The organism is Variovorax atrisoli 110B, from assembly GCF_000382045.1.
GTDB lineage: Bacteria > Pseudomonadota > Gammaproteobacteria > Burkholderiales > Burkholderiaceae_C > Variovorax > Variovorax atrisoli.
Genome location: NZ_KB907457.1, coordinates 34,807 through 46,020, shown reverse-complemented (window position 1 = coordinate 46,020; position 11,214 = coordinate 34,807). Strand labels below are relative to the sequence as shown.

Here is an 11,214-nt window from a genome sequence, read left to right as displayed (position 1 = left end):
CCCAAGGACCTAGGGACTTACCCGTACCGGAGACAAGACATGGACCATCAGAACCTGATCGCGATCGACATCCACACCCACGCAGAAGTCAGCTGCTGGAACCCGTTCGACAACTACGGCGAGGAATACGACCGCGCGGCCGACAAGTACTTCGGCTCCAGCGGCCGGCCCACCATTGCGGAGAGCGTCGCGTACTACCGCGAAAGAAAGATCGGCCTGGTGATGTTCATGGTCGATGCCGAATCGAACATGGGCCGCCGCCGCATCCCGAACGAGGAGATCGCCGAGGCCGCAAGGAACAACAGCGACATCATGATCGCCTTCGGCAGCGTCGATCCGCACAAGGGCAAGATGGGTGCGCGCGAGGCGCGCAGGCTCATCGAGGAGCACGGCGTGAAGGGCTTCAAGTTCCATCCCACGGTGCAGGGCTACCACCCCTACGACCGCATGGCCTGGCCCATCTACGAGGTGATCGCCGAATACGGGCTGCCGGCCATCTTCCACACCGGCCACAGCGGCATCGGCTCGGGCATGCGCTGCGGCGGCGGGCTGCGGCTCGAATACAGCAACCCGATGCACCTGGACGACGTGGCCATCGACTTCCCCGACATGCAGATCGTCATGGCCCACCCCAGCTTCCCCTGGCAGGACGAGGCGCTGAGCGTGGCCACGCACAAGCCCAACGTGTGGATCGACCTGTCGGGCTGGAGCCCCAAGTACTTCCCGAAGCAGCTCGTGCAGTACGCCAACACGCTGCTGAAGGACCGCGTGCTCTTCGGCAGCGACTACCCGCTCATCACGCCCGACCGCTGGATGCGCGACTTCGAGAACGCGGGCTTCAAGCCGGAGGTGATGCCCGGCATCCTCAAGGGCAACGCGATGCGGCTCCTGCGGCTGGATGCCGCGCCGGCCGCACCTGCGGCATCAGCCGGCTGATGCCGCCTTGCGCGAACGGCCGGCCTGTGCGGCCGAGTCGTTCCAGTGCTGCTCCCACAGGGCGTCGCCACGTTCGAGCGCGGCGCCCAGTTCCTTCTTGCGCCGCTGCACGACCGCGGTGACCAGAGCGTTGCACAGCGAGAGCGCCGCCGTGTACGAATCGAAGGGCGACGCGCTCGAGGTGCGCACCAGCATCACGTGATCGGCCGCCGAGGCCGCAGCGACCGAGGGGCCGTCGGTGATGACGATGACCTTGGCGCCCTTTTCCCTGAAGTACCTGGCCGCGCGCGCGGTGGCGAGCCCGTGGCGCCTGAACGTGAGGGCCAGCAGCACGTCGTGCTCGCCGATCCACAGCAACTGGTCTTCCATGAGCAGCGGGCCGCCGCCGTTCATCGCACGCACGTCGGGCAGGCACATGTTCAGGTGCAGCGTCAGATGGCCGGCCAGCGCGGCGGCATGCCGCTGGCCGGTCACGTGCACGCGCGCCTTGCGCTGCGTGAGCATCCGCACGGCACCCTCGAAGGCCGCGACGTCGAGCGCCGCGAAGGTCGAGGCCAGGTTGTGCTGGTCGTGCAGCAGCGCGTTGGCAAGGCAGGTGCGCACGGACGTGTCGTCGGCGATGACGGCGTCCGCGCGCGTGGCCGGTGACGACAGCCGCGCCGTCACCTCCGAGCGCGCCTCGATCTGCGCATCGGCATAGCTGGGATAGCCCAGCTTGGCCAGCAGCCGCACCACGGTGGAGGCGCTGGTGCCCACCTTCTTTGCAAGACTCGTTGCAGATTCGAGAAGGCCCTGGGGGTAGCGCGTCTGCAGTTCGTCGATCAGGCGCTGCTCGCTCCTGGTGAGCTTCCTGCCGTAGCCCGCGATGCGTTGGTTCAGATTCATGGTCGGGGCATTCTGCATGCGCAGCCGGGTTGCGCCTGATTTTGCAATGGTCATTGCAAAAATTAAATCGTCTTGCAACAATGCGCGCACTTTCTATTGCACGACAGGACGCCCATGGAACCCCTCTTCACCGCCGCGGCACTGCGCCGCCGCGAGCTCCTCGCTGCCGGCCTCGCGTCGGTGCTGCCGCTGGCGGCGCACGCGCAGGCCTGGCCCTCGCGGCCGGTCACGCTGGTGGTGCCGTTCCCGCCGGGCGGCTCGGTGGACCTGATCGCACGGCTCTACGCCGATCCGCTCGCGAAGGCGCTGGGCACGCCGGTCGTCATCGACAACCGCGCGGGTGCCGGCGGCTCCATCGCCAGCGCACAGGTGGCGCGCGCCAAGCCCGATGGCTACACGCTGGTCGCGTCGTCGCAGAGCTCGCACCTGGCCAATCCCCTGACCCAGCCCAATCCGGGCTACGACCCGATCAAGGACTTCGCGTCGATCAGCCAGCTCTCGCGCTCGATCAACGTGCTGCTGGTCAACCCGGCGGTGCCTGCGAAGAACTTCAAGGAGTTCGTCGCGCTGGTGAAGTCGCGTCCCGGCGAGCTCAACTTCTGCAGCGCGGGCCCCGGCAGCATGGGGCAGCTCAACGTGGAGCTGATGAAGTCGCAGCTGCAGCTCGACGCGACGCACGTGCCCTATCGGGGCGGCGGCCCGCTGGTCACCGCGCTGATCTCGAACGAAGTGCAGTTCGGCCTCGACAACCTCGCGCCCTTCCTGCCGCTTATCCAGTCCGGCAAGCTGCGCGCGCTGGCCGTGGCCGCGCCCGCGCGCGTGGCGGCGCTGCCCGACATCCCGACCTTCGCGGAGCTGGGCCATCCGGTGCTCAACACCACCTCGTGGATCGGCATCGCCGCGCCTGCCAGGACGCCGCCGGAGATCGTCGCGACGCTGCACAAGGCGGTGCGCTCGGTGGCCGACCAGCCCTCGATGGCCGAGGCGCTGCAGTCGCGCGGCGCATTGCCGCCCGAGGTGCAGTCGCCCGAGCAGTTCACCGCCATGATGTCGGAGCGCCTCGCGGTCTACGGCGACCTGGTCCGGCGAGCCGGCATCCGCGGGGAATGAGCGCCGCATGACCGAGTCATCGTTCGCGCCCGACACCGCCCCGCTGGAGGTGCTGCCGCGCGACCTCTCCGCCTACAGGCAGGGCAACACCGGCATCGACTACGTGCATCGCTTCGAGTCCGGCCGGCCGGGGCCGCACGTGCTCGTCAACGCGCTGACCCACGGCAACGAGATCTGCGGCATGGTGGCCGCCACGCACCTGCTGGACACCGGCGTGCGGCCGCGGATCGGCACGCTCACGGTCAGCTTCGCCAACGTGGAGGCCTACGAGGCCTTCGACATCGACAAGCCCTACGAGAACCGCCAGCTGGTGCACAACCTCAATCGCATCTGGTCGAAGGCCATGCTAGAGGGCACCGGGCAGAGCCCCGAGCTGCGCCGCGCGCGCGAACTGCGCCCGGTGCTGGACGCGGCCGACTACGTGCTCGACATCCATTCGACCCGCGCACCGGTGCAGCCCTTCTGGGTCTATCCGGAGTTCGATCGCAACGCCGGGCTGGCGCTGGCCATCGGCGATCCGCTGGTGCATCTGGTGATGCCGGTTGGCGGCGCGCCGGGCACCGGTGTGACGGCCTACGGCCGCCATGGCGAGGAGGGCGTCGACGGCGGCGCCGTGGTCGTTGAATGCGGCCAGCATTTCAGCCAGTCGGCGGCCGACCTGGCGACCGACGTGACGCTGCGCTTCCTTGCGCACCTGGGGCTGGTCGAGCCGCCGCCTGGCGCCGCGGCGAAGGCGCCGGCGCGGCGCTTCCGGCTGCTCGAAGTGCACATGGTGAAGACCGAAAGCTTCAGCTTCGCGCGGCCGGTGCTGGGCTTCGAAGTCTTCCGCAAGGGCGAGCTGATCGCGACCGACGCGGGCCAGGAGATCCGCTCGCCCTGCGACGACTGCACGATCTTCATGCCCACGCGCGCGCCGCTGGTAGGACGCGAAGGCGTCTACCTGACGGTGCCGCTCTAGCCGGGCTGCCTGCCGCGGCGCAGCCGGTTCAGGGAACCGGCTGCGATTCCCGCCCGGGTTGCGGCGTTTCCGTTTCCGCTTCGGGTTCTTCCTCCAGCGCATCCCAGTCGCGTCCGAGCCGCCGGCGGCGCTCCTCGCGCTCGCGCGCCATCTGCTCCTCGAACTGCTGGCGGCCCGCCTTGTTGGCGGCGATCAGCTTGGCGCGGTCCTTGTAGTGCGGGTAGATCTCGTTGCTGAGTTCGATGTTTCGGCGGCGGAAGCGCATGGCCGATTCGCGCGCCTCGGAGGGCGGCCAGCCCAGCGCCTCGAGCGTGGCTCGCGCGCTGCGCAGCGAAGACTCGAACACCTCGCGCTCGACCTCCGTCACGCCGCGGTCGCGCAGCTGGAACAGGTGCGTCACGTTGCGTGCCCTGGCGATGATGCGGGCCTGCGGGAAGTTCTCCTTCACCAGGTCGACGATCTCCAGCGACTGCTCGATGTCGTCCACCGCCACCACGATCACCTTGGCCGTTCCCGCTCCCGCGGTGCGCAGCAGGTCGAGCCGCGTCGCGTCGCCGTAGAACACGCGAAAGCCGAACTGCCGCAGGCCTTCGACGGTGTCGGCGTCGTGGTCGAGCACCGTCACGCGCAGGCCCTGCGACATCAGCATGCGACCGACGATCTGGCCGTAGCGGCCGAAGCCGCAGATCAGCACCTTGGCGTCCTGCTGCTCCGAGATCTCTTCGAGCTTCGTGCCCGTGTTGCGGCTGTAGCGCGGCAGCACGAACCTGTCGAGCAGCACCAGCAGGAGCGGCGACAGCAGCATCGACAGCGCCACCGCGCCGATCAGCAGCGAGGTGACCTCGGGCGGCAGCACGTCGGGCCCCGCCGCCTGGAACACCACGAAGGCGAACTCGCCGCCCTGCGCGAGCAGCAGCGTGAACACCGGCCGCTCCTGGTAGGCGATGCCCATCGCCTTGGCGAGCGCATAGATCACCACCAGCTTGATGGCCACGAAGCCGACCACCAGCATCGCCATGATCCAGGGGCTCGCCATCAGCACGCCGAAGTTGATCGACATGCCCACCGCGATGAAGAACAGGCCCAGCAGCAGTCCCTTGAACGGCTCGATGTCGGTCTCGAGCTCGCGCCGGTATTCGCTCTCGGCCAGCAGCACGCCGGCGAGGAAGGCGCCCAGCGCCATCGACAGGCCCACCAGCTGCATCAGCGCCGCGATGGCCACCACCAGCAGCAAGGCGGCGGCGGTGAAGATCTCGGGCGTATCGCTGCGCGCGATCCAGCGCAGGATGGGGCGCAGCAGCAGCCGGCCGCCGAGGATGATGCCGCCGATCACGCCGATGATCTTGGCCGCTTCCAGCGCGCGCTCCAGCCCGGTGATCGACTGCTCGGCCGCGGTGGCGCCGGCCAGCAGCGGCAGCAGCGCGAGGATCGGGATGGCGGCCACGTCCTGGAACAGCAGGATCGAGAAGCCGGCCTGCCCGCTGGGCGTCTTCAGCAGGTTGCGCTCGCCGAACACCTGCAGCGCGATCGCGGTGGACGACAGCGCAAGGCCCAGCGCGGCCACCAGCGACACGCGCCAGCTGGCACCAACGGCGCAGCCGACCGCGAACAGCACGGCGGCGCAGCTCAGCACCTGCGCCGTGCCCCAGCCGAAGATGGGTCGGCGCAGGTTCCACAGGCGCTTGGGCTCGAGCTCCAGGCCCACGAGGAACAGCATCAGCACCACGCCGAACTCGGCGAAGTGCAGCACGTCCTCGACCCTGGAGACCAGCCCCAGGCCCCAGGGCCCGATGGCGATGCCGGCCACGAGGTAACCGATGATCGAGCCCAGGCCCAGGGCCTTCGACAGCGGCACCACCAGCACGGCGGCGCTCAGGTAGATCAGGCTGTTGGTCAGCCAGGCGGGTGCGTGTTCCATTCAGGCCGCCTTCCCGTTGCCGTCCGCGGGTGCGGTGGAGGCGGTGGTGCTGGCCAGCCCGTGGACCATCGCCGCGCGGAATGCGTCGGAGACCACCTTGCCGACCTCGTCATTGTCGGCCGGCCGGTCGCTCTCGGGCACGGGGCAGGCGATGCAGGCGTCGATCTCCTCGATCTCGGGCCAGTCGGGGTAGCTGCCCAGCCGCTCGGCGAAGGTCTCGACATGCGCCTTCACCGCCGCCTCGCCGGCGCTGCGCGCGCCGTAGAAGATCATCGGCGGCAGGAAGCGCATGCCGCACAGCGCCGCGGTCTGCTCGTAGGGCGGCAGGAAGGCGTCGAAGAAGTAGCGGTGGTAGTTCTGAGGGTGGTAGCTCGCTTCGGGGCTGCCCGTGGTGGCGACCAGCCAGAGGTCCTTGCCCTGCAGGGCGGTGCCGCCTGGGCCGTAGGCCCAGCCGTAGGCGAGCACGTCGTCGACCCAGAGCTTCTGCAGCGCGGGCATCGAGTACCAGTGGATCGGATGCACCAGCACCACCAGGCTGGCCCTGGCGAGCCGCGCCTGCTCGGCCTCGACGTCGATGGCGAAGTCGGGGTAGGTGCCGTAGAGGTCGTTGACGTCGACCCCCGGCACGCCGCGCGCGGCGGCGAGCATGCGGCGGTTGACGCGCGAGTCGCGCCAGTGGGGGTGGGCGGCCAGCACGTAGATGCCGCCGGAGCCGCCCGCGGGGCTCTCGGCTGCGGTTCCCATGGATGTTGTTGTCGTCATCCCGCGAACATAGCTCAAGAGTGCGCCGGGGTGGGTTTCGCCGGGCATAAACGTCCTGCGACTACCATTCGCGCTGTTGCCGTTCTGGAGGAGTGCTTTTATGCCGGTGGTTCTGGTCGCCAATCCCAAGGGTGGCGTGGGCAAATCGACGATCGCGACGAACGTCGCGGGCTACTTCGCAAGCCGGGGCCACGCCGTGATGCTGGGCGACGTGGACCGGCAGCAGTCCTCGCGCCTCTGGCTGGGCCTGCGCCCGCCGGTGGCCCGGCAGATATCCACCTGGGAAGCCACCGGCGAAGGCGCCGTGGTGCGCCCGCCGCGCGGCACCACGCACGCCGTGCTCGACACCCCCGCCGGCCTGCACGGCTGGCGCTTCAAGGAAGTGCTGGCGCTGGCCGACCGCGTGATCGTGCCGCTGCAGCCCAGCATCTTCGACATCTACGCGACCCGCGATTTCCTCGACCGGCTGCAGGAGAACCGCCGCGCCGAGAAGACGAAGATCGGCCTCGTCGGCATGCGCGTGAACGCCCGCACGCTGGCGGCCGACCGGCTGCACGAGTTCATCGAGGGGCTGGGCGTGCCGGTGATCGGCGAGCTGCGCGACACGCAGAACTACGTGCAACTCGCCGCGCGCGGACTCACGCTGTTCGACATCGCGCCCGGCCGCGTGCAGCGCGACCTGGAGCAGTGGCAGCCGATCTGCGAATGGCTCGACGCCTGAGCCGCGCCACGGCTCCCGGTTTACCCTGACCCCGGTTGTCGCGAGGCCGACAGCCTCGCGGCGACCCCAGACACCAGAATGCCCCGCATGACCAAGAAGACATTCCAGACCCTTCAGGATCTCGCCGCCTGCGTCGGCCAGGAAGTCGCCGTGAGCGACTGGATCGCCATCACGCAGGAGCAGGTCAACCAGTTCGCCGAGGCGACGGGCGACCACCAGTGGATCCACGTCGACATCGAGCGGGCCAAGGCCGGCCCCTTCGGCGGGCCGATCGCGCACGGCTTCCTCACGCTGTCGCTGCTGCCGCGCTTCTACGAGACGGCGCTGGACGTGGTCGAGTCGCGCATGGGCGTGAACTACGGCCTGAACAAGGTGCGCTTCATGTCGCCGGTGCCGGTGGGCAAGCGCTTGCGCGCGCGCATGAAGCTGCTGACGGCGGACCCCATTGCCGATGACGGCTTCCAGATGACCTGGGAAACCACCATCGAGCTCGAAGGCGCCGCCAAGCCGGCCTGCGTGGCCGAGTCGGTGGTGCGCCGCTACCGCTGAAGCGGCCGCGGCATCCTTGCTTCTTTTTCTTTCTTCTTACATCCGGCGGTCGGTCACTTCGCCGTAGGTGGCCGCGCCCTGGCGCGTGATGCTGAGGGCGCTGGCGCGCACTGCGTCGCGGTCGGTTTCGCCGCTCCTGGCCTGCGTCACGCCGGTGCCGCCATTGCTGATGCGAAGCGGCTGGCGCGCGTCGGCCTGCACTTGCGCGCGGGACAGCGTCGACTGGAAGGGGGCGGGCGGCAGCGGGTTCTGCTCTCCCTGGAAGGCCTGCGCGCTGCCGGCGAAGGCGAGCGTTGCGAGTGCGGCGAGAGCGATCGGCTTGGCGTTCATGGCGGGACTCCTTGGTACAGGGTGGATGGGATGAATGCCGGACCGCCTTGCGGCCGGCATGTCTTCCATACGACGCGATCCGCCGAATGGATGTGTCCTGTCCCTGCTGCCGGAAGGGGCAGCAGCAGCCTCAGGCGAAGCCGTTCTGCCGCCAGGCCTCGAACACCGTCACCGCCACCGCGTTCGAGAGATTCAGGCTGCGCTGGCCCTCGCGCATCGGCAGCCGCAGCCGCTGCGACTCTGGAAAGCCCTCGCGCAGCGCGGGTGGCAGCCCGCTGGTTTCCGATCCGAACACCAGCCAGTCGCCGGGCTGGAAGCGCACTTCGTGCACCGGGCGAGAACCGCGCGTGGTGAGTGCGAACATGCGGTCGGCGGCGGGCTGCTCGGCCGCGAGCAGGGCCGGCCAGTCGGCATGGCGCCTGACTTCGGCGTACTCGTGGTAGTCGAGGCCGGCGCGGCGCAGAAGGCGGTCGTCCATCGAGAAACCCAGCGGCTCCACGAGGTGCAGCTTGCAGCCGGTGTTGGCTGCGAGCCGGATCACGTTGCCGGTGTTCGGCGGTATTTCGGGGTGGACCAGGACGATATTGAACATCCGGCGATTGTCGGCGGGCCGGGGCGCCGGCATCTCAGCGCGGCGGATCGGTGCGGGCCAGCACGATCCCGGTGATGTGTGCCGCGCCGGCCTCGCGCAGCACACCCGCTGCAGCGAACAGCGAGGCGCCGCTGGTCATGACGTCGTCCACCAGCACGATGCGGCGGCCGCGCAGTTCGTGGGCGCGCAGCGGCTCCACCGCGAAGGCGCCGCGCAGGTTGCGCAGCCGGTCGGCGCGCGACAGGCCGCTCTGGGCGGTCGTTTCTCGAGTGCGAAGGAGCAGGCCGGCGTCTGCCTTCGAGGGCGCCACGCGGCGTACCAGTTCGTGCGACTGGTTGAAGCCCCGCTCGCGCAGTCGGCCGGGCGCCAGCGGCATCGGCAGCACGATGTCGCTGGCCTCCAGTGCAGGCTCCACCCAGGGCGCACTGCGCAGCAGCGTGGCGAAGGGCCCGGCCCAGCCGGCCTCGCCGCGGAACTTAAATGCCGCGATGGCGTCCGGCCAGGGCCATGCATAGGTGCAGGCGGCCAGGCAGGCATCCAGCGGCGGCGGGCTCTTCACGCATTCGCCGCAGCGGCCGACACCCTCGGGCAGGCGCAGCGCGCAGCCGCTGCAGCGCGAAACGGGCGGGGCGAAGCGGGCCACGCAGGCGTCGCACACCGGGCGCGACGGCCAGGCGCGGCAGACCGCGCACTGGCTGGGCAGCCGCGCGAGCAGCGAGGTGAAGAGGCCGGTCGGGCCGGAAGACGGGAAAGGCCACATGGCCCGGTGGCTGAGCATCGCCTCAATATACTCACGGCCCCATGGCCACCGACCCCGCAAGACGACCGCCGACTATCGATGCCACGGCGGCCGCCCGCTGGCGCCGGCTCGCGCCCGCCGACGGCGCCTCTCCCTGGCTGCACGAGGAAATCGGCCGCCGCATGGAAGACCGGCTGCAATGGATCAAGGCGCAGCCCCGCAGCTGGGCCGACTGGGCCCCGCTGCGCGGCGGCCTCGAGGCCCACGAACTCGTCGCCCGCCGCTACAAGGACGCGGCTTCCTACGTGATCGAACCCGAGGGCGCGCTGGCCCCGGCCACCGGCCAGGCGCTGGCCGCGCCGTGGTGGAGCGCGCGGCGCTGGCAGGCCGGCAAGCCGCGCTTCGAGGCACCGCCCGAAGACGGCGTCGACCTGCTCTGGGCCAACATGTCGCTGCACATGGCGGCCGACCCCGAGGCGCTGATCGCGCACTGGCACAAGCTGGTGGCGACCGACGGCTTCCTCATGTTCTCGTGCCTCGGCCCGGACACCGTGCGCGAGCTGCGTGCGCTGCATGCCCGCATGGGCTGGCCGGCCGCAGGCCACGAGTACACCGACATGCACGACTGGGGCGACATGCTGGTGCATGCCGGTTTCGCCGAGCCGGTGATGGACATGGAGCGCATCGTGCTGACCTGGGCCACGCCCGAGGCGGCGCTGGCCGAGCTGCGCACGCTGGGCCGCAATCTGCATCCGGCGCGCTTTCCTGCGTTGCGCGGCAAGGGCTGGCTGCAATCGCTGAAGAAGGCGCTGCCCGAACTCGCACCGGCGGAGGGCGGCGACGGACGCATCGCGCTGACCTTCGAGGTCGTCTACGGCCACGCCTTCAAGCCGGTGCCGCGCGTGTCGCTCTCGGCCGAGAGCGCGGTGTCGCTGCGCGAGATGCGATCGATGCTTCAGCGAGGCCGTCCGGGCGCCTGAACGATCGCGGTCGGCGCACCCGAAAAACGTGCCTCGAAAACGCCTGTCTCAGAGGGCGTTTCTTGCCTACTAGTAGTGACCCGTAGGCGTCTCACAGGGCACCCGGGCGCAGGTATCTACCCGCTACAATCCGCCGTTGCGTGAAACTCGCGGGTATTGTCCCGCGATCGAAGGGTGTCGGATCCTGTTCGTACGAGAGGGTTTGGCGACCGTCGACGCACCGATTTGCTGAACTCGCCCGTGTCGAATTCCGTGTTTCGATTTGCCACCGTTTCAGGCCAGAGCATCCACTGGTTCCTGAAGCGCAACTGCTCGGTGACGCCGAGCCAGCTGGGCTGGCTCTACGCATCGCTGTGCGTGGTATCTCTCGGCATTGGCACCCTGTTCTGGCTGCACGGTGCGCCCATGGTGCTGCCTTTTGCCTGGCTCGAACTGGCTGCTGTCGGGTTTGCCTTCATGGTCTACGCAAGGCATGCGACGGACGGCGAGAAGATCGCATTGCAGGAGGGACGTCTCGTCGTCGAGCTCGAGAACGGCGGGCACTACGAGCGCACGGAATTTCTTCCGCACCAGGTGCGGATCGAACCCCAGGCCGGCGATCGCTCGCTGATCGAGGTCTCGGGGCAGGGTCGATCGGTCAGGGTGGGGCGCTATGTACGCCCGGAGTTGCGTGCGGCCTTGGCCCGCGAGATTCGAATGGCGTTGCGTGGCGCCTGAGGAGACTTGCGCAGTGC

Annotated in this window: 13 protein-coding genes; 7 read left to right on the top strand and 6 right to left on the bottom strand. The window is 69.3% G+C overall.

The features are described 5' to 3' along the window. The first annotated feature begins 39 nt into the window (after positions 1-39). Positions 40-936: a 4-hydroxyphenyl-beta-ketoacyl-CoA hydrolase gene (locus tag G369_RS0121620; protein WP_019656126.1), complete on the top strand. Its 897-nt coding sequence runs from the start codon at positions 40-42 to the stop codon at positions 934-936. On the opposite strand, the gene G369_RS36135 is transcribed toward G369_RS0121620, so the two are convergent. After that, positions 925-1,821, bottom strand: a complete 897-nt coding sequence (locus tag G369_RS36135) for a MurR/RpiR family transcriptional regulator (RefSeq protein WP_051127624.1) — start codon at positions 1,819-1,821, stop codon at positions 925-927. The genes G369_RS0121620 and G369_RS36135 overlap by 12 nt on opposite strands. A gap of 114 nt (positions 1,822-1,935) precedes the next feature. On the opposite strand from G369_RS36135, the gene G369_RS0121610 reads away from it, so the two are divergent. Continuing rightward, the gene (locus G369_RS0121610) at positions 1,936-2,931 is read left to right on the top strand and encodes a Bug family tripartite tricarboxylate transporter substrate binding protein (protein ID WP_019656124.1); all 996 of its coding nucleotides are present in this window, start codon (positions 1,936-1,938) and stop codon (positions 2,929-2,931) included. Positions 2,932-2,938: 7 nt separating this feature from the next. Continuing rightward, positions 2,939-3,889 carry a M14 family metallopeptidase gene (locus G369_RS0121605; protein WP_019656123.1) on the top strand — a complete coding sequence of 317 codons (951 nt, stop codon included), beginning with the start codon at positions 2,939-2,941 and terminating at the stop codon, positions 3,887-3,889. Between the two features lie 28 nt (positions 3,890-3,917). Here the strand turns inward: G369_RS0121605 and kefC are convergent, their stop codons facing one another. After that, positions 3,918-5,807, bottom strand: a complete 1,890-nt coding sequence (gene kefC, locus G369_RS0121600) for a glutathione-regulated potassium-efflux system protein KefC (protein ID WP_019656122.1) — start codon at positions 5,805-5,807, stop codon at positions 3,918-3,920. Continuing rightward, the gene (gene kefF / locus G369_RS0121595) at positions 5,808-6,569 is read right to left on the bottom strand and encodes a glutathione-regulated potassium-efflux system oxidoreductase KefF (protein ID WP_026346534.1); all 762 of its coding nucleotides are present in this window, start codon (positions 6,567-6,569) and stop codon (positions 5,808-5,810) included. It lies immediately after the preceding gene. A gap of 100 nt (positions 6,570-6,669) precedes the next feature. Here kefF and G369_RS0121590 point away from each other — a divergent pair, with 100 nt between their 5' ends. Both G369_RS0121590 and G369_RS0121585 read left to right on the top strand, forming a co-directional pair. Continuing rightward, the gene (locus G369_RS0121590) at positions 6,670-7,290 is read left to right on the top strand and encodes a ParA family protein (RefSeq protein WP_019656120.1); all 621 of its coding nucleotides are present in this window, start codon (positions 6,670-6,672) and stop codon (positions 7,288-7,290) included. Positions 7,291-7,368: 78 nt separating this feature from the next. After that, positions 7,369-7,839, top strand: a complete 471-nt coding sequence (locus G369_RS0121585) for a MaoC family dehydratase (RefSeq protein WP_019656119.1) — start codon at positions 7,369-7,371, stop codon at positions 7,837-7,839. 36 nt (positions 7,840-7,875) lie between these two features. Here G369_RS0121585 and G369_RS0121580 read toward each other — a convergent pair whose 3' ends face one another. From G369_RS0121580 to G369_RS0121570, 3 genes are all read right to left on the bottom strand, one after another. After that, positions 7,876-8,169 carry a DUF4148 domain-containing protein gene (locus G369_RS0121580; protein WP_019656118.1) on the bottom strand — a complete coding sequence of 98 codons (294 nt, stop codon included), beginning with the start codon at positions 8,167-8,169 and terminating at the stop codon, positions 7,876-7,878. A gap of 130 nt (positions 8,170-8,299) precedes the next feature. Then, on the bottom strand, positions 8,300-8,761 hold the full coding sequence (gene trmL / locus G369_RS0121575; RefSeq protein WP_019656117.1) for a tRNA (uridine(34)/cytosine(34)/5-carboxymethylaminomethyluridine(34)-2'-O)-methyltransferase TrmL: 462 nt from the start codon (positions 8,759-8,761) through the stop codon (positions 8,300-8,302). Positions 8,762-8,795: 34 nt separating this feature from the next. Next, positions 8,796-9,521: a ComF family protein gene (locus G369_RS0121570; protein ID WP_020723208.1), complete on the bottom strand. Its 726-nt coding sequence runs from the start codon at positions 9,519-9,521 to the stop codon at positions 8,796-8,798. 41 nt (positions 9,522-9,562) lie between these two features. Here G369_RS0121570 and G369_RS0121565 point away from each other — a divergent pair, with 41 nt between their 5' ends. After that, positions 9,563-10,480 (top strand): class I SAM-dependent methyltransferase, encoded by a 918-nt coding sequence (locus tag G369_RS0121565; protein WP_019656115.1) that lies wholly within the window; start codon positions 9,563-9,565, stop codon positions 10,478-10,480. A 240-nt stretch (positions 10,481-10,720) separates the two neighbouring features. Next, positions 10,721-11,197, top strand: coding sequence for a DUF2244 domain-containing protein (locus G369_RS0121560; protein ID WP_020723207.1), 477 nt, complete (start codon positions 10,721-10,723; stop codon positions 11,195-11,197). Positions 11,198-11,214: the final 17 nt, after the last annotated feature.

Coding starts and splice junctions, on each gene's coding strand:
- G369_RS36135 (WP_051127624.1), bottom strand. CDS start 1,821: ATGAATCTGAACCAACGCATCGCGGGCTACGGCAGGAAGCTCACCAGG.
- G369_RS0121605 (WP_019656123.1), top strand. CDS start 2,939: ATGACCGAGTCATCGTTCGCGCCCGACACCGCCCCGCTGGAGGTGCTG.
- G369_RS0121565 (WP_019656115.1), top strand. CDS start 9,563: ATGGCCACCGACCCCGCAAGACGACCGCCGACTATCGATGCCACGGCG.
- G369_RS0121580 (WP_019656118.1), bottom strand. CDS start 8,169: ATGAACGCCAAGCCGATCGCTCTCGCCGCACTCGCAACGCTCGCCTTC.
- kefC (WP_019656122.1), bottom strand. CDS start 5,807: ATGGAACACGCACCCGCCTGGCTGACCAACAGCCTGATCTACCTGAGC.
- trmL (WP_019656117.1), bottom strand. CDS start 8,761: ATGTTCAATATCGTCCTGGTCCACCCCGAAATACCGCCGAACACCGGC.
- G369_RS0121610 (WP_019656124.1), top strand. CDS start 1,936: ATGGAACCCCTCTTCACCGCCGCGGCACTGCGCCGCCGCGAGCTCCTC.
- kefF (WP_026346534.1), bottom strand. CDS start 6,569: ATGACGACAACAACATCCATGGGAACCGCAGCCGAGAGCCCCGCGGGC.
- G369_RS0121585 (WP_019656119.1), top strand. CDS start 7,369: ATGCCCCGCATGACCAAGAAGACATTCCAGACCCTTCAGGATCTCGCC.
- G369_RS0121570 (WP_020723208.1), bottom strand. CDS start 9,521: ATGTGGCCTTTCCCGTCTTCCGGCCCGACCGGCCTCTTCACCTCGCTG.
- G369_RS0121620 (WP_019656126.1), top strand. CDS start 40: ATGGACCATCAGAACCTGATCGCGATCGACATCCACACCCACGCAGAA.
- G369_RS0121590 (WP_019656120.1), top strand. CDS start 6,670: ATGCCGGTGGTTCTGGTCGCCAATCCCAAGGGTGGCGTGGGCAAATCG.